Origin of the sequence: Bradyrhizobium sp. I71 (assembly GCF_022354745.1) — a bacterium.
Lineage (GTDB): Bacteria > Pseudomonadota > Alphaproteobacteria > Rhizobiales > Xanthobacteraceae > Bradyrhizobium > Bradyrhizobium liaoningense.
In genome coordinates, this window is the sequence record NZ_CP059398.1 from 5251712 (window position 1) to 5274930 (window position 23219).

Genomic DNA, 23219 nt, shown 5'->3' on the forward strand with positions numbered 1-23219 from the left:
CGTTCCATTGACTCTTTGCCCGCGATGCTCAAAACCGCCACTCAGCCCTAGAAAAGCAACAACCCCGGGGGGAAGCCATGAGCCAGACCACCTATGCCGGTTCTGTCGGCGGAGCCAAGAGCGCCAGCAAGAGCGACATCGAGACCTCGACCATCCGCGCCATCTCCTGGCGCCTGATTCCGTTCCTGGTGCTGGCCTACTTCTTCTCCTATCTCGACCGCGTCAATCTCGGCTTTGCCGCGCTGACCATGAATGCGGAGCTGAAGTTCACCCCGCTGATCTTCTCCTGGGGCGCCGGCATCTTCTTCATCGGCTATTTCATCTTCGAGGTGCCGAGCAACCTTGCGCTGGAAAAATTCGGCGCGAGCCGCTGGATCGCCCGCATCATGGTGACCTGGGGCATCATCTCGGCACTGATGGCAATGGTCAGCGGCGTGACGAGCTTCTACGTCCTGCGCTTCCTGCTCGGCGTCGCCGAGGCCGGCTTCTTCCCAGGCATCATCCTCTATCTCACCTACTGGTATCCGGCCCAATATCGCGCCCGCTTCCTCGCGGCCTTCGCCATCGCCGTTCCGGTCTCGACCGTGATCGGCGCGCCGATCTCGGGCCTGCTGCTCGGGCTCGACGGCATGATGGGGCTGAAGGGCTGGCAGTGGCTGTTCATCATCGAGGGCATTCCTTCCGTGCTGCTCGGCATCGTCACCTGGTTCTATCTCACCGACAGACCGGAGAAGGCGGACTGGCTCTCGGCCGAGCAGAAGGCCTGGCTGAAGGCCAAGCTCGACTCGGAGATCGCGGCAAAGCAGGCAGTGAAGCACTTCTCGCTGGGCGAGGCGCTGTCGTCACAGAAGGTGATTGCACTCAGCCTGATCTATTTCGGCTTCGTCGGCGCGCTCTATGGCATGCAGTTCTGGCTGCCGCAGATCGTCAAGGCGTTCGGCCTCACCAACGCGCAGACCGGCTTCGTCACCGCGATCCCGTATTTGTTCGGCACCATCGCCATGGTCCTGTGGGCGCGGCATTCGGATGCGAGCCGCGAGCGCGTCATGCATGTCGGCGCCCCGCTGCTGCTCACAGCCGTTGCCCTCGGCATCTCCTCCTCTCTCACCGATCCCACCCTGACGATGGTGGCGCTGACGGTCGCCGCGATCGGCGTGTTCTGCTGCTTCGGCGTGTTCTGGACGTTGCCGACCGCCTGGCTCTCCGGCACCGCGGCGGCCGGCGCCATCGCCCTGATCAACTCGATCGGCAATCTCGCCGGTTTCGGCGGGCCCTATTTGATCGGCTGGGTCAAGGAAGCCACCGGCCAGACCTCGACCGGTTTGCTCGTCCTCGCCGTGCTGCCCCTGATCGCCGGCTTGCTGGTCTTCGTCGGCGGCCACGACAGCAAGCACGAGTTTGCCGAGCAGGGGCGGTAAGGGCGTCAATTAGTAGGGTTGGCAAAGGCGCGCCCCTTGCGCGCCGTGCCCACCATCTTTCCCTGCGCTGATCGGATTGGTGGGCACGCTCCGCTTTGCCCGCCCTACAATCGCACCTTCGCAACATGGCCCCCCCCCCAACCCTTACCACCGCTTAACGATCACGCTTTCCTGATGACTGACGATTATTGACTTTCGTCAGTGATTAGTCGACATTCCTCAAATCGAGATGCAGGAGTGTCCTTCGATGTTCGTCCGGTCGGTATTATCCAGCTATTCCAAGCTCTTGGCGGGTGTGTCGCTGGCTCTGATGGCCGCAGCCCTGGCCGGGTGCAATGATACTGTCGCCGAGAAGGCCGAGCCGCCGCGGCCGGTTTTGGTTGCGACCGCGCATTATAGTGCCGAGACGCCGGAGCGCAGCTTCGTCGGCACCATCAGGCCGCGGATCGAGAGCGATCTCGGCTTCCGCGTCGCCGGCAAGGTTGCCAAGCGCCTGGTCGAGGTCGGCCAGACCGTCGAAGTCGGCCAGCCATTGGCCACCCTTGACGAGATCGACCTGAAGCTCCAGGCCGAGCAGGCCGTCGCCGAGCAGACTGCCGCGACCGGTGTGCTGGCCCAGGCCGCCGCCGCCGAGCAGCGCGCCAAGGACCTGAAGGCCAAGGGCTGGACCACCGATGCGCAACTGGATTCGAGCCGCGCCGCCGCCGACGAGGCCCGCGCGCGCCTGAACCGGGCCGAGCGCTCGGTCGAACTGACCAAGAATTCCCTTTCCTACGCGACGCTCAACGCCGACGCCCGAGGCGTCGTCACCGCAACGCTGATCGAGCCCGGCCAGGTGGTTGCCGCGGGCCAGGCCTCGATCCGTGTCGCCCGCTTTGCCGAGAAGGAAGCGGTCGTCGCGATCCCTGAGACGCTGGTCGGACGCGCCAAGTCGGGCGTCGCCAGCGTCACTCTTTGGTCCGAGCCGAACAAGAAGTATGCGGCCAAGCTGCGCGAGATCGCGCCGGCGGCCGACCCGGCCACGCGCACCTATCTGGCAAAGTTCTCGCTGCCCGAGGCCGACGACAAGGTCGCGCTCGGCATGACCGCGACGCTGACGCTGTCGGACGCCGCGACCGAGCGCGTCGCGCGGCTGCCGCTGTCGGCACTGTTCAATGAAGGCGGCAAGCCGTCCTTCTACGTCGTCGACGACAACGGTGCGCTCACTTTGAAGCCGGTCACGGTGAAGTCCTACGAGAGCAACGACGTGATCATCACCAGTGGCGTCGAAGAGGGCGCCAAGATCGTCACCCTCGGTGTGCAGAAACTCGATCCGGGCCAGCGGGTGCGGATCGTGTCGTCCCTGTCTTTCTAGGTTTGTTTACGAGTTCGTCCTTGCGAGGAGAGTTTCGGCCTTTGTCCCTAAGCAAAGGCTGAAGCGGCGAAGCGATCCAGAACCTGCCCAGCCCCCTGGATTGCTTCGCTGCCTCGCGATGACGGGGTGATAGAGCGGCTGTCGTATTTGCAACTGGATCTTCTTTGCGGAGAGAGCGATGAAGCGCTTCAACCTTTCGGCCTGGGCCGTCAGTCATCCGACGCTGGTTCTCTTCCTGATGATCGTGCTCGGCGTCGCCGGCTTCTTCTCCTATGAGAAGCTCGGCCGCGCCGAGGATCCTTTCTTCACGGTGAAGGTGGTCAACGTCTCCGTGATGTGGCCGGGCGCGACCGCGCAGGAGATGCAGACCCAGGTCGCCGACCCCATCGAGAAGAAGATCCAGGAGCTGCCCTATTTCGAGAAGGTGCAGACCTATTCCAAGCCCGGCTTCACCGCGCTCCAGGTTACGTTCCGCGACAACACGCCGCCGAAGGACGTGCCTTATCTCTTCTACCTCTTGCGCAAGAAGCTGGTCGACGTGCAGGGCCAGCTGCCGTCCGGCATCCTCGGGCCCGTCGTCAACGACGAGTTCTCCGACGTCGATTCCATCCTGTACATGATGACCGGCGACGGCGCCGACTATGCCCAGCTGAAGAAGGTCTCGGAAGGTTTTCGTCAGCGCCTCCTGAAGGTGCCCGGCGTGACCAAGGTCGACGTCTACGGCAATCAGGACGAGCGCATCTTCGTCGAGTTCTCCCACGCCAAGCTCGCCACCCTCGGCATCACGCCGCAGGCGCTGTTCGATTCGCTCGCCAAGCAGAACAACGTGACGCCGGCCGGCACGGTCGAGACCTCGTCGCAGCGCGTGCCGCTGCGCGTCACCGGCGCACTCGACGGTGCCAAGGCCGTCGCCGAAACGCCGGTCGAGAGCAACGGCCGCGTGTTCCGCCTCGGCGATATCGCCACCGTCACCCATGGCTTTGTCGATCCGCCGAGCTTCGTCGTGCGCCAGGAGGGCAAGCCCGCGATCGGCATCGGCGTCGTCACCGCCAAGGGCGCCAACATTCTCGATCTCGGCAAGGAGGTCGAGAAGGCGACCAACGAGTTCATGAAGGCCGTGCCGCAGGGCATCGACGTCAAGCTGATCGCCGACCAGCCCAAGGTGGTCGAGCACGCCGTCGGCGAGTTCGTGCATTCCTTCATGGAAGCGCTCGTCATCGTGCTGTTCGTCTCGTTCCTGGCACTCGGCTGGCGCACCGGCATCGTGGTCGCCTTGTCGGTGCCGCTGGTGCTCGGCATCGTCTTCATCGTCATGAACACGATGTCGCTCGATCTGCACCGCATCACGCTCGGCGCGCTGATCATCGCGCTCGGCCTGCTCGTCGACGACGCCATCATCGCGGTCGAGATGATGGTGGTGAAGATGGAGCAGGGCTGGGACCGCATGCGCGCGGCGTCCTTTGCCTGGGAATCGACTGCGTTCCCGATGCTCACGGGAACGCTGGTCACGGCTGCCGGCTTCCTCCCCATCGGCTTTGCCAATTCCGCGGTCGGCGAATATGCCGGCAGCATCTTCTGGATCGTGGCGATCGCGCTGGTCGCCTCCTGGTTCGTGGCGGTGATCTTCACGCCCTATATCGGCGTCAAGCTGCTCCCGGACATGAAGGCGCACCACAACCACGATCCGCACGCGGTCTACGAGACCCGCATGTACCGCGGCCTGCGTGCCATCGTGCAATGGTGCGTCAATCACCGCATCACCGTGGTGGTTGCCACCGTCGTCGTCTTCGTCGCCTCGATCGTCGGCTTCGGCCATGTGCAGCAGCAGTTCTTCCCGCTGTCGGAGCGGCCCGAGCTGTTCCTCCAGTTGCGCCTGCCCGAAGGCACCGCCTTCAACGTCACCGAGAAGGCGGTGAAGAAGGCCGAAACGCTGCTGAAGGACGACAAGGACATCGAGACCTATACCTCCTATGTCGGCCAAGGCTCGCCGCGCTTCTGGCTCGGCCTCAATCCGCAGCTTCCGAACGAGGCCTTCGCCGAGATCGTCATCGTCGCCAAGGGCGTCGAGGCGCGCGAGCGCATCAAGGCGAAGATCGAGAACGCAGCTGCCGAAGGCTTCCTGACCGAGGCGCGCGTGCGCGTCGACCGCTTCAACTTCGGTCCACCGGTCGGCTTCCCCGTCCAGTTCCGCGTCATCGGCCCCGACGCCAACAAGGTGCGCGAGATCGCCTACCAGGTCCGCGACGTGATGCGGCAGAACAAGAGCGTCAAGGACGTCCAGCTCGACTGGAACGAGCAATCGCCTTACCTCAAGCTCGTCGTTGACCAGGATCGTGCCCGTGCCATGGGCCTGACCCCGCAGGACGTCTCGCAGGCGCTGGCGATGCTGATCTCGGGTTCGCAGGTCACGACCGTGCGCGACGGCATCGAGAAGGTCGGCGTGGTCGCCCGCGCGATCCCGTCCGAACGCCTCGACCTCGGCGGTGTCGGTGATCTCACCATCACCTCGCGCAATGGCGTTGCCGTGCCGCTGCAGCAGATCGCCAAGATCGAGTATGCCCATGAGGAACCGATCATGTGGCGGCGTAACCGCGACATGGCGATCACCGTGCGCTCCGACGTCGTCGACGGCGTGCAGGCGCCCGACGTCACCAACCAGATCACGCCGAAGCTGAAGGCGATCACGGACCACCTCGAGCCGGCCTACCGGATCGAGGCGGGCGGGGCGTTCGAGGAATCCGCCAAGGGCAACGCCTCGATCTTCATCCTCTTCCCGGTGATGGTCATGGTGATGCTGACGCTGCTGATGATCCAGCTTCAGAGCTTCTCGCGCCTGATCCTGGTGTTCCTGACCGCGCCGCTCGGCATCGTCGGCGCCTCGCTCGGCCTCAACGTCGCCAATGCCCCGTTCGGCTTCGTGGCGCTGCTCGGCCTGATCGCGCTCGCCGGCATGATCATGCGCAACACGGTCATCCTGGTCGACCAGATCGAGACCGACGTCTCGCACGGCCTGCCTCGGCGCGAGGCGATCGTGGAAGCCACCGTCCGCCGCGCCCGGCCCGTGGTGCTGACGGCGCTCGCCGCCATCCTCGCCATGATCCCGCTGTCACGCTCGGCCTTCTGGGGCCCGATGGCGATCACCATCATGGGCGGCCTGTTCGTCGCGACCTTCCTCACGCTCCTGTATCTGCCGGGCCTCTACGCCCTGTGGTTCAGGAAGAGCCTGGATGAGGCAGGTATCCCCGAACAGCCTGCCGCGCCGCAGCATGGGAGCGATGAGCATTCAGCTATTCCGCTTGCTGAAGCGGCTGAATAAGTGAGATGAAGTGCTGGCGGACGAGTCCTGACAAATGACACTGGTTGCGGAACATATCGAAGGCGAGACCCGGGATCGTATTCTCGAGGTGGCTGAGCGGCTGTTCCGCCAAATCGGCTACCAGAAGACCACGGTCGGGGATATCGCCAAGGAGCTCCGGATGAGCCCCGCCAACGTCTATCGCTTCTTCGAATCGAAGAAAGCGATTCATCAGGCGGTGGCCCGCTCGCTCATGGGCGAGGTCGAGCTCGAGGCCCGGCGGATCGTCGCACAGCCCGGTCCGGTCAGGGAGCGCTTCCGCGATCTGCTCACCACCATCCACCGCATGAACACCGAGCGCTATGTCGGCGACAACAAGTTGCACGAGATGGTCGAGATCGCGATGCAGGAGGACTGGCAGGTCTGCGTCAACCATATGGAGTGTATCGCCGGCGTGGTCGGACAGATGATCGCGCAAGGCGTCGCCTCCGGCGAGTTCGAGGCGCCGGACCTGCAGCTGGCCTCGCTGTGCGCCTGCACCGCGATGATGCGGTTCTTCCACCCCCAGATGATCGCCCAGTGTGCCACCAAGCCGGGCCCGACCATCGACCAGATGATCGATTTCGTCATCGCGGGTCTGTCGCCGCGCCACTGACGGGGCGGCGAGTTTCCCTCTATAAGCAGCCGGCCGCCCCCGGGCTGACCGGCTGGAAGCGGCCAGGACGGACCAACAAACTCCGTCATTGCGAGCGCAGCGAAGCAATCCAGACTGTCTCCGGGGAGGGATTCTGGATTGCTTCGCTGCGCTCGCAATGACGAAAAGGAAGCACCCGCGTGACCGACAAAGACCTTTATTTCTATGAGCCCTCCAAGGGCCACGGCCTCAAGCACGATCCCTTCAACGCCATCATCGCGCCGCGGCCGATCGGCTGGATCTCCTCCCGCGATACCAAGGGCCACGTCAACCTCGCGCCCTACAGCTTCTTCAACGCGTTCTGTTACGTGCCGCCGATCATCGGCTTCTCCTCCACCAACTGGAAGGACACGGTCGAGAACATGCAGCAGACCGGCGAGTTCGTCTGGAATCTGGCCACGATGGACCTGGCCAAGCACATGAACGCGACCGCGGCGCATGTCGCGCCGGAGGTCGACGAGTTCAAGCTTGCGGGGCTCACCGCCGTGCCCGGCAAGCTCGTCAACGTGCCGCGGGTGGGCGAGAGCCCCGTCGCCTTCGAGTGCAAGGTGTCCGACATCGTCCGCCTCAAGGGCGCCGACGGCAAGGAGGCCGACGCCTGGCTGACGTTAGGGGAGGTCGTCGCCGTGCACATCGACAAGGCCATGATCAAGGACGGCGTCTACCAGACCGCCGCCGCCCGCCCGATCGTCCGCGCCGGCCGCCGCGGCGACTATTTCGAGATCAAGCCGGAAAACATGTTCGAGATGATCCGGCCGGATTAGGCCGGCGCTTCTCTCTCCACATGTCATTCCGGGGCGACGCGTAGCGTCGAGCCCGGAATCCATTCATCCACCGACGCTGCCGCACGATGGATTCCGGGCTCACGCTTCGCGTGCCCCGGAATGACATTCTACCCCCATTACCCCTCCCGGAACCGCCCCCGCACCCCGGCCGTTATGGTCCGGGGCCGCCCGGCCGCGTCAATGTCGCAGCCGAAGTCTTCACATCCGCCACCCACTTTCCGCTAAAATACCCGCGAAACGCGCCGATCATGAGGTCTGCCATGAGCTTCCGCCGCGACACCATCACGAAGCCGATCTTTTCCTGGGCGCGCGGCGTGCTGCCGGCGATGTCCGAGACCGAGCGCGAGGCCCTGGAGGCGGGTGACGTCTGGTGGGATGCCGATCTCTTCACCGGCAACCCTGATTGGTCGAAGCTGCTGAAGGTGCCGCAGGCGAGGCTGACCGATGAGGAACGGGCCTTCCTGAACGGTCCCGTCGACGAGCTCTGCGCCATGCTCGACGAGTGGAAGATCTTCTGGGAGTGGCGCGACCTGCCGCAGGATGTCTGGCATTTCGTCAAGCGCGAGAAATTCTTCGGCATGATCATCCCGAAGGAGTTCGGCGGCCTCGGCTTCTCGCCTTACGCGCATTCGGAAGTGGTGCGCAAGATCTCGACCCGCTCGATCGCGGCGGCCGTCACCGTGATGGTGCCGAACTCACTCGGCCCGGGCGAGCTCCTGATGCGCTTCGGTACCAGGGAGCAGCAGGAACGCTGGCTGCCACGCCTCGCCGACGGCCGCGACATTCCCTGCTTCGGGCTCACCAGCCCCGAAGCCGGCTCAGATGCCGCCTCGATGGTCGACACCGGCATCATCTGCAAGGGCGAGTTCGAGGGCCGCGAGACCGTCGGCCTCAGGCTCAACTGGCACAAGCGCTACATCACGCTAGGCCCCGTCGCGACGCTGCTGGGCCTTGCCTTCAAGGCTTACGACCCGGATCGTCTGGTCGGCGATCAAGAAGAGCTCGGTATCACCGTGGCGCTGATCCCGACCAACCTGCCCGGCGTCGAGATCGGCCAGCGCCATCTGCCATCGATGCAGGTGTTCCAGAACGGTCCGAATTGGGGACGCGACGTCTTCATCCCGCTCGACTATGTCATCGGCGGCAAGGAGCGGCTGGGCCAGGGCTGGAAGATGCTGATGACGGCGCTGGCCGCCGGCCGTGGCATCTCGCTGCCGTCGCTCTCTGCCGCGGGTGCCGCCTATGCGGCGCGCACCACCGGCGCCTATGCCCGCATCCGCGAGCAGTTCGGCATCTCCATCTCCAAGTTCGAAGGTGTCGAGGAGCCGCTCGCGCGCATCGTTGCGACCGCTTACCAGCTCGACGCGGCACGGCGGCTGACCTGTGCTGCGCTGAATGCCGGCATTCATCCCGCCGTCATTTCCGGCATCATGAAGCTGCATGCGACCGAGCGGATGCGCACCGCCATCGATGACGCCATGGACATCCATGGCGGCAAGGCCGTGATCGACGGGCCGCAAAACTATCTCGGCAATCTGCACCGCGCCGTGCCGGTCGGCATCACGGTCGAGGGCGCCAACATCCTGACCCGCAACCTCATCGTGTTCGGGCAAGGTGCCATCCGCGCGCACCCCTATCTGCTCGACGAGATGAATGCGCTCGCCGATTCAGACCGCGAGCGCGGCCTTACCGCGTTCGACAAGGCGTTCTGGAAGCATGTCGGCCATAGTTTCCGGACCCTGTTCCGCGCCTTGGGCCGCAGCTGGACCTTTGGCGCATTCGCGCCGGCGCCCGATGCGGGCGATGCGACGCCATTCTATCGACAGCTCTCGCGCTACTCCGCGGCCTTTGCGCTCTGCGCCGACATGGCGCTGCTGACGCTCGGCGGCGCGCTCAAGCGCAAGGAGATGCTGTCGGCCCGCTTCGGCGACATCCTGTCCGAGCTCTATCTGCTCTCGGCCGCGCTGAAGCGCTGGCAGGACGAGGGCCGGCAGAAGGAGGATTTTGCTGCGCTGGAATGGTGCATGGCGACGGGCTTTCGGACCATCGAGAACCGGCTCGCCGAGATCCTCGCCAATCTGCCCAACCGCTTCGTCGCGGGCTTCCTCAGGCTCGTGGTCCAGCCGTTCGGTGCGCGCGTGCTCGGACCCTCCGACAGCGTCGTGCACCAATGCGCTGGCATCGCGCTGGAGCCGTCGGCGGCACGCGAGCGCCTCACGCCGGATCTGGCCCGGGTCGATGACGACGGCGGTTTTGCCCGGCTGGAGCGCGCGTTCGAGTTGGTCGCCAGCACGGACGCCATCGCCAGGCGCCTCCGCGCCGCGCAGATCCGCGACTGGAAGGAAGCGGTCGCCAAGGGCGTGATCACGCAGGCTGAGGGCGAGCAGCTCGCCGCAGCCCGCGAAGCCGTCACAAAAGTGATAGAGGTCGACGATTTTGCGCCCGAGGCGCTGTCGCCGATTTACAAGAAAACCGTCAATGTGCATCAGTTCTTCCAGGAACTCGGTGAACAGAGGGCGGCGAGCTGATGGCACGACCGGTTTTCATCGTCGACGGCAGCAGGACGCCGTTCCTGAAGGCGCGTTCTGGGCCCGGTCCGTTCACGCCGGTCGATCTCGCCGTGCAGTGCGGCCGGCCGCTCCTGGCGCGCCAGCCGTTTTCGCCTGACGCTTTCGATCAGCTCATCCTCGGCTGCGTCAACGTGATCGCGGACGAGATGAACCCGGCCCGTGTCGCCGCGCTCCGGCTCGGTATGGGCGAGGACATGGTCGCCTTCACCGTGCAGATCAATTGCGGCTCCGGCATGCAGTCGATCGACACCGCCTACCGCTACATCCGCGAGGGTCATGCCGACATGATCCTCGCCGGCGGCACCGAGGCGCTCAGCCACGCGCCGCTGGTCTGGCCGAATTCCGGCGTACGCTGGTTCGCCGGCCTCGCCACCGCCAAGGGCGTTGCCGCCAAGCTCGCGGCGGCCTTCAAGCTGCGGCCGCGCTATCTCAAGCCGATTATCGGCCTCGAGCGCGGGTTGACCGATCCCATCACCGAGCTGAACATGGGCCAGACCGCGGAAGTGGTCGGCCATCTCTTCGGCATCACGCGCGCGCAGTCCGATGCCTATGCCGCCGAGAGCCATCGCCGCCTTGCGCATGCGCAGGGCGCCGGTTTTCTCAACGGCGAGGTCGAGACCGCGTTCTCCCGCGACGGCAAGTTCTTCGACCATGACGACGGCGTGCGTCCGGATTCGACGGTCGATACGCTGGCAAAGCTCCGGCCGGTGTTCGAGCGCCCCTGGGGACAGGTCACCGCCGGCAATTCTTCGCAGATCACCGACGGTGCCTCCTGGGTGATCCTGGCGTCCGACGCCGCGGTCGCAAAGCACGGGCTGACGCCGAAGGCCGTCATCGTCGACAGCAACTGGGCCGCGCTCGATCCCAGCATCATGGGCCTCGGGCCCGTGATGTCGGCGACGCCGCTGCTCACGCGCAACAATCTCACGATCAAGGATGTCGAGACCTGGGAGCTGAACGAGGCCTTTGCGACGCAGGTGCTCGGCTGCCTCGCCGCCTGGAACGACGACAAATTCTGCCGCGAGATTCTTGGGCTGGACGGCGCGGCCGGCGAGATCGACCGTGACAGGCTCAACGTCGACGGCGGCGCGATTTCGCTCGGCCATCCCGTCGGCACGTCCGGCAACCGCATCGTGCTGCATCTCGTCAACGCCATGAAGCGGCTCGGCACACGGCGTGGCGTTGCCACCGAATGCATCGGCGGCGGGCTCGGCGGCGCCATGCTGATCGAGGCGGTGTGACCATGGATTCGAAGATCTTGACCGCGCTGGGCGACCGCGTCCTGACGCTCGGGCCTCCGCCCGCGGCGGACAGTCCATACAAGCATTTCAAGCTGACGCGTGACGCCGATGGTGTTGCCTGGCTGCTGTTCGATCGCACTGATGCGAGCGCCAACACCCTGTCCTCCGATGTGATGGAGGAGTTCGACGCCGTTCTTGCCGCGATCGAGACCGAGCGTCCGGCCGGCCTCGTGATCCGTTCGGCCAAACCCTCCGGCTTCATCGCCGGAGCCGACGTCAACGAATTCCGCGGCGCCTCTGATCCCGCCATGGTCGAGACGCGCATCCGCGCCGCGCATGCGGTGGTCGACCACCTGGAAGCCTTGAGGCTGCCGACGGTCGCGGTCATCCACGGCTTCTGTCTCGGCGGCGGGCTCGAGGTCGCGCTCGCCTGCCAGGCGCGCATCGCCATCGACGGTGCGCGCTTCGGCTTCCCTGAGGTGATGCTTGGCCTGCACCCCGGCCTCGGTGGCACGGCGCGGTTCACCGCGCTGGTCAATCCGACCCAGTCGATGGCGCTGATGCTGACCGGCCGCACCATCGATGCGCGCCGCGCCAGGGCGCTCGGCCTCGTCGATACCGTGACGCAGGAGCGCCACGTCCACGGCGCGGTGAAGGATGCGCTGTTCGGCCGGCTGAAGCGGGCCAGGCCCGGTCTGCTCGCGCGCGCGGCCAATCTCGGGCCGGTGCGTGGCCTGCTGGCCAGGCGCATGCGCGCGGAGGCGGCGAAGGCCGCATCCCGCGAGCATTATCCCGCGCCTTACGCGCTGATCGATCTCTGGGAGACCCATGGCGGCAGCAAGGCCGCGATGCTGAAGGCGGAGCAGACTTCCTTCGCCAAATTGATGGTGACGCCGACCGCGCAGAATTTGATCCGCGTGTTCTTCCTGCGCGAGCAGATGAAGAAGGCCGCAGGCAGCGGCAATGCGGTCAGGCACGTCCATGTCATCGGCGCCGGCGCGATGGGCGGCGACATCGCCGCCTGGTGTGCGGGGCAGGGGCTGCGCGTCTCGCTCGCCGACATGAAGGCGGAGCCGATCGCGGGTGCGGTGAAGCGCGCAGCCGAGCTCTACGGCAAGATCATCCGCAAGCCGACCGAGGTGCGTGACGCGCTCGATCGCCTCGTCCCCGACATCGACGGGGAGGGCGTCCGCAACGCCGATCTCATCATCGAAGCGGTGCCCGAGAAGCTCGAGCTGAAGCAGAAGGTCTATGCCGGCCTCGAGCCGCGGATGAAGCCGGGTGCGATCCTTGCGACCAACACGTCGAGCATTCCGCTTCAGGACTTGCGCACCACTCTGGCGCGTCCGGAGCGGCTGGTCGGCCTGCATTTCTTCAATCCGGTGTCGCGGTTGCAGTTGGTCGAGGTCGTCAGTCATGACGGCAACGATCCGCAGGTGCTGAAGGACGCGTTCGCCTTTGTCGGCGCGATCGACCGCCTGCCGCTCGCCGTGAAGAGCTCGCCCGGCTTCCTCGTCAACCGCGCGCTGACGCCGTACATGCTGGAAGCGATGGTGATGCTGGACGAGAAGACCGACCAGCGCCTGATCGACGCTGCGGCCGAGCAGTTCGGGATGCCGATGGGGCCGATCGAGCTCGCCGATCAGGTCGGGCTCGACATCTGCCTCGACGTCGGCGACATGCTGCGGACCAAGTTCGGCGATCTGCTGCCGCCGACGCCGGCCTGGCTGCGCGAGAAGGTCGCCAGGGGCGAGCTCGGGCGCAAAACCGGCAAGGGTTTCTACACCTGGAAGGACGGCAAGGCGGAGAAGGCGCCGCTTCCCGAAACCGGCCCGAGGGTCAACGACCAGATGATCGACCGCCTCGTGCTGCCGATGTCCAACGTCTGCATTGCGGCGCTTCGCGAAGGCATCGTCGAAGATGCCGATGCGGTCGATGGCGCCATGATCTTCGGCACCGGCTACGCGCCGTTCCGCGGCGGCCCGCTGAACTATGCGCGCACGCGTGGCGTGGACGACGTGGTGTCGACATTGCGCGCGCTGGCCGAGCGATTCGGCGCGCGCTTTGCGCCTGATCCGGGCTGGGACAGTTTCACGTGAGAGCGATATGAGCGAACAAGCGACGACCGGGCCGAGCGGCGATCTCTGCATCCGCACGCTGGCGATGCCGGCCGACACGAACGCCAACGGCGACATCTTCGGCGGCTGGCTCCTGAGCCAGATGGACGTCGGCGGCGGCGTGTTCGCCTCGAAGGCTGCGAGGTCGCGCACCGTGACGGTCGCGATCGAGGCGATGAATTTTCGCAAAGCGGTCTATGTCGGTGATCTCGTCTCGGTCTACGCCAATCTCGTGCGCGTCGGGCGCACCTCGCTGACGGTGCATCTCGAGGCCTGGGCATTGCGGCGCAAGGAGCTTCATCCGTTCCTCGTCACCGACGGCAATTTCACCTACGTCTCGATTGACGACCACGGCCGTCCGCAGGCGATCCAGCGAAATGATCCGCCGATCGCGACGTAATCGCGCGCGACGCTCTGCCTCATCCTGCGAGACGTGGCAATCGCTGCAAAACGCGGCGCGGGTGAGTCATCCTCGTCGCGGCTTCGCCAAGAACCAGTCATAAAACGGATGAGGTCCCGGCGTACTCAATTGCGTGTCGATTCGGGGTGGAAGCGGCCTCAAATGCCTGGGAACCTTTGGGCATGAGTGTCGTTATTTGCCCGCACTGAGGGATCCACGGACCATGCCGGACAGCTACATCATTGAAGTCAATTCGCAGACCGCAGGCATCGTCGTTCGCTCTCAAGGAGGCTATTGCTTCTTCGCCTCGTCCCACCGCTTCAACCGTCTCGAAGGCCAGCTCTTCCGCAACGCCCGCGAAGCCGAACGCGCCGCGCGCAAGCTGGTTAACGGCGACGTGAAGGAGGCGGCGTAAGCGCCGTCATTCCGGGGCGCGCAAAGCGCGAGGCCGGAATTTTTTGCCGAGCACACATCTGTCCTCCCTTCTCCCTTGTGGGAGAAGGTGGCGCGAAGCGCCGGATGAGGGGTATGCATCCGCGAAATCGCGAGAGGGTTTGCTCGTTGATAGCAACCCCTCACCCGTCTCGCCGCTATCGCGGCGCGCCACCTCTTCCACAAGGGGAGAGGGTTAAGTTAATACGCCATTACAACTTCGTCGCAGCTCGCGACAGCAGCTTCCACTCGTCGCCCTGCTTCTGCCAGTTCATCAGGATGTGAAGGTTGGTCGATACTTTTTTCCCGTCGGCCGTCATCTCCTGCTCGCCCAGCCAGTGGAAACGCACGATCGCTGCGGGGCCGACCACCTTGATGGTGGGGTCCTTGTATTCGATCGACAGGAATTTCGATTTGCCGTCGGTGGCGTTGGCGATGAAGGTCGCCTTGTCCTCGACCTTGCCGCTGGAATGGCTGTAGCTGAGATCGTCCCAGCACAGCGCGGCGAGCGCTTTCGGATCAGCCGCGATCTGGGCAAGGCGGAAGGCCTCGACCTTCTTCGCCACGGCTTCCTCGTCCGCCGAAGCGGCGAGCGCCGGCGTGGCGAACGCAAGCGCGGAGACGGCGAGAGTGGAGAGAGCCAGATCGCGTCGGTTGATCGTCATCGTTTCCTCCTTTTTGATCTTGCACCAAGTGTTGCAGCCGCGCGCGACTTTGTCGAGTGTCGCATTGTCGTCATGTGAATGCGCAATTGCGCGATCGGGGCCGTATTGATACGTCTCGCGCATCGATGCGTCGCGCATTTGGGAAAGTACAGAAATGATCGAGGCCAACTACAATGCGATGGGCAGGGCGTTGTTGTTCGACATCGACGGCACGCTCGCCGACACCGATCCGTTGCACTTGAAGGCTTTCAACCAGGTGCTCGGACCTCGCGGCCATGTCTTCGATCACGCGCGCTTCTCCAGGGAGCTGCAAGGTTTCGCCAATGTCGCGATCGGCGAGCGCTTTCTGCCCGACGAGGCGCCGGAACAGCGGGCCATGATCCTCGATGAGAAGGAGGAGGTCTTCCGCACGCTCGTGACCGGACAGATCGCACCGCTGCCGGGCCTGATGGCGCTGCTCGACCGGGCCGACAGCGCCGGCATCCCCATGGTCGCCGTGACCAATGCGCCGCGCCTCAACGCCGAGCTGCTGCTGTCCGGTCTCGGCATCACCCATCGCTTCAAGGCGCTCGTGATCGGCGCCGAGCTGCCGCACGGCAAGCCGCATCCGCTGCCCTATCAGGAAGGGCTGCGTTTGGTCGGGGCGAGGCCGGAAACCTCGATCGCATTCGAGGATTCCCGCACCGGCGTGCAATCCGCCACGGCGGCCGGAATTCCGACCGTCGGCATCCGGACCAGCCTCAGCCATGCCGACCTGGTTGCATCAGGCGCGGTCACTTCTGCCAGCGCCTTCGACGATCCGGCGCTGCTCGCGCGTCTTGCGAACGCCATGACTTGGTAAGAAATGGCGTGGTGAGGGCCCTTCATCCGTTAACCGTGATCGGCGCGCGCATTGACCGAAGGCGCGAACCGCCGCACCATGCATCACTCTGATTTGAGGCCGTTGCCGTGACCGGACTGACCCATCGCCAAGCCGAAATCCTCAACATCGCGCGCGCTTCGGGCCGCGTCATGGTCGAGGAGCTCGCGCGTCGCTTCGAAGTCTCGGCGCAGACCATCCGCAAGGATCTCAACGACCTCTGCGAGCGGAGATCGCTGACCCGCATCCATGGCGGCGCCATCATCGCCTCCGGCGTCGAAAACCTCGCCTATGAGGCGCGCCGCTTCGTCGCCGCCGACGAGAAGAAGGCGATCGGCGCGGCGGCCGCCTCGCTGATCCCGAACGGCTGCTCGCTGTTCATCAACATCGGCACCACGACGGAGGAGGTCGCGAGCGCGCTGACCTCGCACGAGGACCTGCTCGTCATCACCAACAATCTCAACGTCGCCATGCTGCTCTACCGCCATCCCCGCATCGAGGTGGTGGTCGCGGGGGGCACGGTGCGGCGCGCCGACGGCGCAGTGGTCGGCTCGACCGCGACGCAGCTGATCGGCCAGTTCAAGGTCGACTATGCCATCATCGGCGCGTCCGCGATCGACGAGGAGGGGGCGCTGCTCGACTTCGACTATCGCGAGGTGCAGGTGGCGCAGGCCATCATCGCCAATGCCCGCAGCGTCATGCTGGTCGCCGATTCCACCAAGCTTCGCCGCAGCGCGCCGGTGCGGATCGCCCACATCACCCAGATCCAGACCTTCGTCACCGACCAGGAACTCCCCGAGCGCCTCGCCACCATCTGCCACAGCAAGGGCATCGAAGTGGTCGCGGCGATGCCGAAGGACGCGGACATCGACGATGCGCCGGCCGACGCCCAGGATGCGGTGCCTGAAGCCGCGCCGGTGGTGCGGCTGCGATAGCCCCTAGGCGTCGCCCCACGGATTGTGCAGCGGGACGCCGAAGGCCGTAAAATCCTTCACGTTGCGTGTGACGAGCGTGAGGTTGCTGACGAGCGCGCTGGCTGCAAAGAAGCCGTCCATGACGGACAGTGCAACACCAGTGCGGCGGCTCTGCGCCATCAGGTCGCCCCATCGTTCAGCCACAGCATGGTCGATCGGCAGGATGCGCCCTGCAAATCGCGCTGGCAGATCATGGACGAGCCAAGCTGCTAAGGCCGTGCGCCGCCGGGCGTCGTCCAGCAGAGCGATGCCGCGGCGGAGCTCGGCAATCGAGGCGACGCTGATGAACGCGCGGTCCTCATCGATTGTATCGAGCCACGCCAGGACTTTCGGGGAAGGCGCCGGCCGACGAACCTCCGACAGCACATTGGTGTCGAGGAGCAGGTTCACGGCATCTCGTTGCGCGGTTCATCCCGCATGCGTTCAAGCTCGAGGTCAGTGCCGCGCAACGGCGAAGCCAGCAGGAAGTCGGCGAGCGTGCCTTTGCGTGCGGTCTTCCGTGCCCATTCCTCAGCGGAAACGACCACTGCATTTGGTTTGCCGTGCCGGGTGATGATCTGAGGGCCAGCTTGAGCGCGGTCGACCACCTCGGACAGCCGTGCCTTGGCGTTGGCGAGTGTCCAGATGTCATCAGCCGGAAGCGGATCGGGTGCAGTGTTTCGGTCGACCATGCGCGAGAGAACCAATATGACTATTATGACTATAGTTCTGTGATGCCGACCGATCAAGGGCGGCGCTGCCTCGGGAATTGGCTTCGAAATTGCTGATTTCTTCAGCCCATTGCCCACCAAAAAGTTCTGCTTTCGCTTCCTTTCGCTTCTCTTTCATCTTGCTTTCGCTTTTCGGTGTGATCTAATCAAAAGCGAAAGTAGCCGCTTGACGGAACGAGCGGTCGCCCGGGGGATGCGTCTGTTGGAGCGTATTTTCGATCTCGCCATCATTGGAGGCGGTGTTAACGGCTGCGGCATCGCGCGCGACGCGGTGGGCCGCGGCAACACGGTTTTCCTGTGCGAAATGAACGATCTGGCGAGCGGGACGTCGTCCTGGTCGACCAAGCTGGTGCATGGCGGCCTGCGCTATCTCGAATATTACGAGTTTCGCCTGGTCCGCGAGGCGCTGATCGAGCGCGAGATCCTGTGGGGGATCGCGCCCCATATCATCCGTCCCCTGCGTTTCGTCCTGCCGCACCATGCCGGCCTGCGCCCGGCCTGGCTGCTGCGCTTGGGCCTCTTCCTCTATGACCACATCGGCGGCCGGCATCTGCTGCCCGCCACGCGCTCGGTCGATCTGAGGCGCGACGAGGTCGGCAAGCCGCTGATCCCGAATCGCTATGCCCGCGCATTCGAATATTCCGACTGTTTCGTCGACGACGCCCGCCTCGTCGTGCTCAACGCGCGCGATGCCGCCGACAAGGGCGCCGAGATCCGGACCCGCACCCGCGCCACCGAGATTCGCCAGTCCGGCGGCCTCTGGACGGTCAGCATGGTCAATACGCTGACCGGCGAGCGCTCGCAGGTCCGGGCGCGTGCACTGGTCAATGCCGGCGGTCCCTGGGTCGAGGACGTGCTCGGCCGCGGCGCCGGCGTCAATGCGAAGGCAAAAGTCCGCCTGGTGCAGGGCTCACATATCGTCGTGAAGAAACTCTACGATCACGACCGTGCCTACATGTTCCAGAATGCCGATGGCCGCATCATCTTCGTCATCCCGTACCAGGACGATTTCACGCTGATCGGCACCACAGACCGCGATTATGACGGCGATCCCGCCAAGGTGAAGGCGACGGTCGAGGAGATCCAGTATCTCTGCACCGCGGCGAGCGAATATCTCGCCAAGCCGGTCACGCCGGATGACGTGGTCTGGACCTATTCCGGCGTGCGGCCGCTCTACGACGACGGCGCAAGCGAAGCCAAGGCCGCGACACGCGACTACGTGTTCGAGCTCGACACGCCCGGCGGCGTGCCGCTGCTGTCGATCTATGGCGGCAAGATCACGACCTATCGAAGGCTCGCCGAAGAGGCCCTGGAACGCCTTGCGCCCTATCTTCGCAGCGCGAAAGCGCGCGAGGGCTGGACCGGCAAATGGCCGCTGCCCGGCGGCGACATGGATGTGTCGGACATCGACGGGCTGATCGCCGAGCTCCAGCGCGGCTATCCCTTCCTCAGCCATGAGCATGCAAGGCGGCTCGCGCGCGCCTATGGCACGCGGGCGATGAAGCTGCTCGGCGATGCGAGATCATTGGCCGATCTCGGCCAGGCCTTCGGCGCGACCCTGACCGAGCGCGAGGTCCGCTATCTCATGGCCAATGAATGGGCCGTCACCGCCGAGGACGTGGTCTGGCGCCGTTCCAAGCTCGGCCTGCGACTATCTGCCGACGAGATTGCGACGCTCGACGACTGGATCAGGACCCACGCCGTGCCGCAAAGTCCCCTGCTGGAAGCGGGAGGACGCTCATGACCGTGACACTGGATCACGTGACCCGGACCGTCGAGGGTGTCGAGCACATCCGCGACGTCTCCCTGACGCTCGAGAGCGGTACGCTCAACGTCCTGCTCGGGCCGACGCTGTCGGGCAAGACTTCTATCATGCGGCTGCTCGCCGGTCTCGACAAGCCGACCACGGGCAAGGTGCTGGTCAACGGCAAGGACGTCACCGGCGTCGACGTGCGCCAGCGCTCGGTCGCGATGGTCTATCAGCAGTTCATCAACTACCCCTCGCTCACGGTCTACGAGAACATTGCCTCGCCTCTGCGCGTGCAGGGCAAGCCACGCGACGAGATCGAGGCGCGCGTGGCGGAAGCGGCAAAACTGCTGCGGCTCGAGCCGTTCCTGAAGCGCACCCCCCTGCAACTTTCCGGCGGCCAGCAGCAGCGCACGGCGATCGCACGGGCGCTGGTCAAGGGCGCCGATCTCGTCCTGCTCGACGAGCCGCTCGCCAATCTCGACTACAAGCTGCGCGAGGAGCTGCGCGCCGAATTGCCGCGCATCTTCGAGGCCTCGGGCGCGATCTTCGTCTATGCCACCACCGAGCCGACCGAGGCGCTGCTGCTCGGCGGCAACACGGTGTGCATGTGGGAAGGCCAGGCGCTGCAGATGGGCGAGACCGCCAGCGTCTACCGCCGGCCGCAGACCTTGCGCGTCGCGCAGGTCTTTTCCGATCCGCCGCTCAACCTCGTCGGCATCGAGAAGAAGAATGGCTCCGTGCAATATGCCGGGGGCATCGCGTCACCGGCCTCGGGGCTGTATTCGTCGCTGGCTGACGGCGCCTATCGCGTCGGCTTTCGCGCGCATCAGCTCGCGCTCGCCAATGGCGAGGCCGACCGCCATGCCTTCCATGCCACTGTCACGGTGACCGAGATCACCGGTTCGGAGAGTTTCGTGCATTTGACCCGCGATGGCTCGAACTGGGTGGCGGTGCTGCACGGCGTGCACGAATTCGAGCCGGGCCAGACGCTCGACGCCGTGCTCGACCCGAATGATGTGTTCGTGTTCGATGCGGCTGGCCGCCTCGTCGCGGCACCTGGTTCTTGAGGGAGGTGCGCCATGGCCCGCATTGACCTCGTCGATCTCGCCCATTCCTACGGCGGCAACGACGCCGCCCCGGAGAGCTTTGCGCTCAAGCCCGTCACCATGACGTGGCGGCAGGGCGGCGCCTATGCGCTGCTCGGCCCGAGCGGTTGCGGCAAGACCACGCTTCTCAACGTCATCTCCGGCATCATCACGCCGTCGCGCGGGAAAATCCTGTTCGACGGTAAGGACATCACGCCGCTGTCGACCCAGAAGCGGAATATCGCCCAGGTGTTCCAGTTTCCGGTGATCTACGACACCATGACGGTGGGGCAGAACCTGGCGTTCCCGCTCAAGAACCGCGGCGTGCCGAAGGCCGAGATCGACAAGCGCGTCGCCGAGATCGGCCGTCTGCTCGACCTCGAACCTTATCTGAACCGCAAGGCCACCCGACTCACCGCCGATGCCAAGCAGAAGATCTCGCTCGGCCGCGGCCTCGTCCGCTCGGACGTCGCCGCCGTGCTGTTCGACGAGCCGCTGACGGTGATCGATCCCGAGCTGAAATGGCAGCTCCGCTCCAAGCTGAAAGCGCTGCATCGTGAGCTCGATCTCACGATGATCTACGTCACTCACGACCAGACCGAAGCGTTGACCTTCGCCGACACCGTCGTCGTCATGCACGACGGCCGCGTCGTGCAGAGCGGCACGCCCGCCGAACTGTTCGACAAGCCGGCGCACACCTTCGTCGGCTATTTCATCGGCTCGCCCGGCATGAACATCCTGCCGGCGGAGGTGCGGGGGCGCGAGGCCAAGATCGGCGGCCACGTCATCGCGCTCGATCGCAGCTACGACAGTCTGCCCTCGGCCGCCAAGATCGAGATCGGCGTCCGTCCCGAATTCGTGGAGGTCGTTGCGCCCGCGCCGGGCCTGCTCACCGCCAGGATCGAGCGCATCGACGATCTCGGCCGCATCCGTTTCGCGCGCGTGCGCGTCGGCGACGCGAAGCTGGCCGCGCGAGCACCGGCGGGGTTCACCAGCGCCGACGGCACCGCCGGGCTGAAATTCGATCCGTCGCACGTGCACGTCTATGCCGACAGCCTTCTGGTGGAAGGAGCCGCCTGATGGACAAGACCGTCAACCAAAAAGCCTGGTTCCTGGTGCTGCCGGTGTTCCTGGTCGTCGCCTTCTCGGCGGTGCTGCCGCTGATGACGGTGGTGAACTATTCGATGCAGGACACGTTCGGCAACAACCAGTTCTTCTGGAACGGCGTCGGCTGGTTCAAGGAGCTGCTCGATCCCTCGACCGATCTCGGCGGGCGCTTCCTCGCCTCGCTCGGCCGCAACCTGTTCTTCTCGCTGGTGATCCTCGCGATCGAGGTGCCGCTCGGCATCGTCGTCGCGCTGTCGATGCCGCGCGAGGGCTGGACGGTCGCGGCCTGCCTGATCATCCTCGCGCTGCCGCTGCTGATTCCCTGGAACGTGGTCGGCACGATCTGGCAGATTTTCGGCCGGCCCGACATCGGCCTGCTCGGCTATACCCTCAACGCCATCGGCATCGACTACAACTACGTCGCCAACGAGTTCGATGCCTGGGTCACCGTCATCGTGATGGACGTTTGGCACTGGACCAGCCTCGTCGCGCTGCTGTGCTATGCCGGCCTGAAGTCGATTCCCGAGGCCTATTACCAGGCCGCGCAGATCGACGGCGCCTCGCGCTGGGCCGTATTCAAGGCGATCCAGCTGCCGAAGATGAACCGCGTGCTGCTGATTGCGGTGCTGTTGCGCTTCATGGACAGCTTCATGATCTACACCGAGCCGTTCGTCGTCACCGGCGGCGGGCCGGGCAACTCGACGACCTTCGTGTCGATCGAGCTCGTCAAGATCGCGCTCGGCCAGTTCGATCTCGGCAAGGCCGCCGCGCTGTCGCTGGTCTACAACCTCATCATCCTGATCGTCTGCTGGATCTTCTACACCGTGATGACCAATGCCGGCGTCGAACGCAAAGTCCAGGCTTCGAGCGAGCCGGCGGTGGAGCCCAAGCCTTCGGCCGCGCTCAAGCCAGTGCCCGCACTCAAGCCGAAGGAAGGAGTGGCCTGATGCATTCGATCCCCGGCCGCCGCCTCATCATGGGGCTGTTCCTGGTCTTCCTGCTGCTGCCGATCTACTGGCTCGTCAACATGAGCTTCAAGACCAACAGCGAGATCGTCTCGACGATGACGCTGTGGCCGCACACCCCGACCCTGCAGCACTACAAGCGTATCTTCACGGACGAGAGCTGGTACTCCGGCTACATCAACTCGCTCCAATACGTCATCCTCAACACCATCATCTCGATCTCGGTGGCCTTGCCGGCGGCTTACGCTTTCTCGCGCTACCGCTTCCTCGGCGACAAGCATTTGTTCTTCTGGCTGCTGTCGAACCGCATGGCGCCGGCTGCGGTCTATGCGCTGCCGTTCTTCAACCTCTATTCGGCGATCGGCCTGTTCGATACGCCGTGGGCGGTGGCGCTGGCGCACTGCATCTTCAACGTGCCGCTGGCGGTGTGGATCCTCGAAGGCTTCGTCTCCGGCGTGCCGCGCGAGATCGACGAGACCGCCTTCCTCGACGGCTATTCCTTCCCGCGCTTCTTCATCAAGATCCTGGTACCGCTGATCGCCAGCGGCATCGGCGTCGCCGCCTTCTTCTGCTTCATGTTCTCCTGGGTCGAGCTCCTGCTCGCGCGCACGCTAACCTCGGTGTCGGCCAAGCCGATCGCCGCGATCATGACGCGCACGGTGTCGGCGGCCGGCATGGACTGGGGCCTGCTCGCCGCCGCCGGCGTGCTCACCATCATTCCGGGTGCGCTGGTGATCTGGTTCGTCCGCAACTATATCGCGCGCGGTTTCGCGCTCGGCCGCGTGTAAGGAGGCAGCC

At 65.0% G+C, this 23219-nt stretch carries 20 protein-coding genes; 17 read left to right on the forward strand and 3 right to left on the reverse strand.

The features are described from left to right. Positions 1 to 77: 77 nt before the first annotated feature. From FJV43_RS25315 to FJV43_RS25360, 10 genes are all read left to right on the forward strand, one after another. Complete coding sequence (locus tag FJV43_RS25315) at positions 78 to 1418, forward strand: MFS transporter (RefSeq protein ID WP_239621794.1); 1341 nt, start codon at positions 78 to 80, stop codon at positions 1416 to 1418. A gap of 247 nt (positions 1419 to 1665) precedes the next feature. Beyond that, a complete protein-coding gene (locus FJV43_RS25320; RefSeq protein ID WP_239621795.1) occupies positions 1666 to 2772 on the forward strand; it encodes an efflux RND transporter periplasmic adaptor subunit in 1107 nt (368 codons plus the stop codon). Positions 2773 to 2950: 178 nt separating this feature from the next. Continuing rightward, entirely contained in the window at positions 2951 to 6088 is a 3138-nt protein-coding gene (locus FJV43_RS25325) for an efflux RND transporter permease subunit (protein WP_239621796.1), read from the forward strand. 34 nt (positions 6089 to 6122) lie between these two features. Next, positions 6123 to 6722: a TetR/AcrR family transcriptional regulator gene (locus FJV43_RS25330; RefSeq protein ID WP_239621797.1), complete on the forward strand. Its 600-nt coding sequence runs from the start codon at positions 6123 to 6125 to the stop codon at positions 6720 to 6722. 179 nt (positions 6723 to 6901) lie between these two features. Continuing rightward, positions 6902 to 7525 carry a flavin reductase family protein gene (locus FJV43_RS25335; RefSeq protein ID WP_239621798.1) on the forward strand — a complete coding sequence of 208 codons (624 nt, stop codon included), beginning with the start codon at positions 6902 to 6904 and terminating at the stop codon, positions 7523 to 7525. 281 nt (positions 7526 to 7806) lie between these two features. Next, positions 7807 to 10074, forward strand: coding sequence for an acyl-CoA dehydrogenase (locus tag FJV43_RS25340; RefSeq protein ID WP_239621799.1), 2268 nt, complete (start codon positions 7807 to 7809; stop codon positions 10072 to 10074). Then, complete coding sequence (locus tag FJV43_RS25345) at positions 10074 to 11357, forward strand: acetyl-CoA C-acetyltransferase (RefSeq protein ID WP_239621800.1); 1284 nt, start codon at positions 10074 to 10076, stop codon at positions 11355 to 11357. The genes FJV43_RS25340 and FJV43_RS25345 overlap by 1 nt, the downstream gene beginning before the upstream one ends. Before the next feature lie 2 nt (positions 11358 to 11359). Then, positions 11360 to 13456 carry a 3-hydroxyacyl-CoA dehydrogenase NAD-binding domain-containing protein gene (locus tag FJV43_RS25350; protein ID WP_239621801.1) on the forward strand — a complete coding sequence of 699 codons (2097 nt, stop codon included), beginning with the start codon at positions 11360 to 11362 and terminating at the stop codon, positions 13454 to 13456. A gap of 7 nt (positions 13457 to 13463) precedes the next feature. After that, the gene (locus FJV43_RS25355) at positions 13464 to 13874 is read left to right on the forward strand and encodes an acyl-CoA thioesterase (RefSeq protein WP_239621802.1); all 411 of its coding nucleotides are present in this window, start codon (positions 13464 to 13466) and stop codon (positions 13872 to 13874) included. A 223-nt stretch (positions 13875 to 14097) separates the two neighbouring features. Next, a complete protein-coding gene (locus FJV43_RS25360) occupies positions 14098 to 14289 on the forward strand; it encodes a hypothetical protein (protein WP_024341426.1) in 192 nt (63 codons plus the stop codon). Positions 14290 to 14518: 229 nt separating this feature from the next. On the opposite strand, the gene FJV43_RS25365 is transcribed toward FJV43_RS25360, so the two are convergent. Then, positions 14519 to 14971 (reverse strand): nuclear transport factor 2 family protein, encoded by a 453-nt coding sequence (locus FJV43_RS25365; RefSeq protein ID WP_239621803.1) that lies wholly within the window; start codon positions 14969 to 14971, stop codon positions 14519 to 14521. Between the two features lie 154 nt (positions 14972 to 15125). Between FJV43_RS25365 and FJV43_RS25370 the strand changes: the two genes are divergently transcribed. Both FJV43_RS25370 and FJV43_RS25375 read left to right on the forward strand, forming a co-directional pair. After that, positions 15126 to 15812 carry an HAD-IA family hydrolase gene (locus tag FJV43_RS25370; RefSeq protein WP_239621804.1) on the forward strand — a complete coding sequence of 229 codons (687 nt, stop codon included), beginning with the start codon at positions 15126 to 15128 and terminating at the stop codon, positions 15810 to 15812. Positions 15813 to 15919: 107 nt separating this feature from the next. After that, on the forward strand, positions 15920 to 16765 hold the full coding sequence (locus FJV43_RS25375) for a DeoR/GlpR family DNA-binding transcription regulator (RefSeq protein ID WP_126260507.1): 846 nt from the start codon (positions 15920 to 15922) through the stop codon (positions 16763 to 16765). A gap of 3 nt (positions 16766 to 16768) precedes the next feature. On the opposite strand, the gene FJV43_RS25380 is transcribed toward FJV43_RS25375, so the two are convergent. After that, on the reverse strand, positions 16769 to 17194 hold the full coding sequence (locus tag FJV43_RS25380) for a type II toxin-antitoxin system VapC family toxin (protein WP_239621805.1): 426 nt from the start codon (positions 17192 to 17194) through the stop codon (positions 16769 to 16771). Then, positions 17191 to 17475 (reverse strand): type II toxin-antitoxin system Phd/YefM family antitoxin, encoded by a 285-nt coding sequence (locus tag FJV43_RS25385; RefSeq protein WP_239621806.1) that lies wholly within the window; start codon positions 17473 to 17475, stop codon positions 17191 to 17193. Before FJV43_RS25385 ends, FJV43_RS25380 begins: the two co-directional genes overlap by 4 nt. 232 nt (positions 17476 to 17707) lie before the next feature. Here FJV43_RS25385 and glpD point away from each other — a divergent pair, with 232 nt between their 5' ends. The 5 genes from glpD to FJV43_RS25410 are packed head-to-tail and all read left to right on the forward strand — an operon-like array spanning position 17708 to position 23209. Continuing rightward, the gene (glpD, locus tag FJV43_RS25390; protein ID WP_239621807.1) at positions 17708 to 19258 is read left to right on the forward strand and encodes a glycerol-3-phosphate dehydrogenase; all 1551 of its coding nucleotides are present in this window, start codon (positions 17708 to 17710) and stop codon (positions 19256 to 19258) included. Beyond that, positions 19255 to 20331: an ABC transporter ATP-binding protein gene (locus tag FJV43_RS25395; RefSeq protein ID WP_239621808.1), complete on the forward strand. Its 1077-nt coding sequence runs from the start codon at positions 19255 to 19257 to the stop codon at positions 20329 to 20331. The genes glpD and FJV43_RS25395 overlap by 4 nt, the downstream gene beginning before the upstream one ends. A gap of 12 nt (positions 20332 to 20343) precedes the next feature. Continuing rightward, on the forward strand, positions 20344 to 21429 hold the full coding sequence (locus tag FJV43_RS25400) for an ABC transporter ATP-binding protein (RefSeq protein WP_239621809.1): 1086 nt from the start codon (positions 20344 to 20346) through the stop codon (positions 21427 to 21429). Next, on the forward strand, positions 21429 to 22403 hold the full coding sequence (locus tag FJV43_RS25405; protein WP_239621810.1) for a sugar ABC transporter permease: 975 nt from the start codon (positions 21429 to 21431) through the stop codon (positions 22401 to 22403). The genes FJV43_RS25400 and FJV43_RS25405 overlap by 1 nt, the downstream gene beginning before the upstream one ends. Further along, positions 22403 to 23209: a carbohydrate ABC transporter permease gene (locus FJV43_RS25410; RefSeq protein WP_061029224.1), complete on the forward strand. Its 807-nt coding sequence runs from the start codon at positions 22403 to 22405 to the stop codon at positions 23207 to 23209. The genes FJV43_RS25405 and FJV43_RS25410 overlap by 1 nt, the downstream gene beginning before the upstream one ends. Positions 23210 to 23219: the final 10 nt, after the last annotated feature.

Excerpts from the sequence above, each read along its gene's own strand:
- FJV43_RS25315 (WP_239621794.1), top strand. The coding sequence starts at position 78 with ATGAGCCAGACCACCTATGCCGGTTCTGTCGGCGGAGCCAAGAGCGCC.
- FJV43_RS25320 (WP_239621795.1), top strand. The coding sequence starts at position 1,666 with ATGTTCGTCCGGTCGGTATTATCCAGCTATTCCAAGCTCTTGGCGGGT.
- FJV43_RS25325 (WP_239621796.1), top strand. The coding sequence starts at position 2,951 with ATGAAGCGCTTCAACCTTTCGGCCTGGGCCGTCAGTCATCCGACGCTG.
- FJV43_RS25330 (WP_239621797.1), top strand. The coding sequence starts at position 6,123 with ATGACACTGGTTGCGGAACATATCGAAGGCGAGACCCGGGATCGTATT.
- FJV43_RS25340 (WP_239621799.1), top strand. The coding sequence starts at position 7,807 with ATGAGCTTCCGCCGCGACACCATCACGAAGCCGATCTTTTCCTGGGCG.
- FJV43_RS25345 (WP_239621800.1), top strand. The coding sequence starts at position 10,074 with ATGGCACGACCGGTTTTCATCGTCGACGGCAGCAGGACGCCGTTCCTG.
- FJV43_RS25350 (WP_239621801.1), top strand. The coding sequence starts at position 11,360 with ATGGATTCGAAGATCTTGACCGCGCTGGGCGACCGCGTCCTGACGCTC.
- FJV43_RS25355 (WP_239621802.1), top strand. The coding sequence starts at position 13,464 with ATGAGCGAACAAGCGACGACCGGGCCGAGCGGCGATCTCTGCATCCGC.
- FJV43_RS25360 (WP_024341426.1), top strand. The coding sequence starts at position 14,098 with ATGCCGGACAGCTACATCATTGAAGTCAATTCGCAGACCGCAGGCATC.
- FJV43_RS25365 (WP_239621803.1), bottom strand. The coding sequence starts at position 14,971 with ATGACGATCAACCGACGCGATCTGGCTCTCTCCACTCTCGCCGTCTCC.
- FJV43_RS25370 (WP_239621804.1), top strand. The coding sequence starts at position 15,126 with ATGATCGAGGCCAACTACAATGCGATGGGCAGGGCGTTGTTGTTCGAC.
- FJV43_RS25385 (WP_239621806.1), bottom strand. The coding sequence starts at position 17,475 with ATGGTCGACCGAAACACTGCACCCGATCCGCTTCCGGCTGATGACATC.
- glpD (WP_239621807.1), top strand. The coding sequence starts at position 17,708 with ATGCGTCTGTTGGAGCGTATTTTCGATCTCGCCATCATTGGAGGCGGT.
- FJV43_RS25395 (WP_239621808.1), top strand. The coding sequence starts at position 19,255 with ATGACCGTGACACTGGATCACGTGACCCGGACCGTCGAGGGTGTCGAG.
- FJV43_RS25400 (WP_239621809.1), top strand. The coding sequence starts at position 20,344 with ATGGCCCGCATTGACCTCGTCGATCTCGCCCATTCCTACGGCGGCAAC.
- FJV43_RS25405 (WP_239621810.1), top strand. The coding sequence starts at position 21,429 with ATGGACAAGACCGTCAACCAAAAAGCCTGGTTCCTGGTGCTGCCGGTG.
- FJV43_RS25410 (WP_061029224.1), top strand. The coding sequence starts at position 22,403 with ATGCATTCGATCCCCGGCCGCCGCCTCATCATGGGGCTGTTCCTGGTC.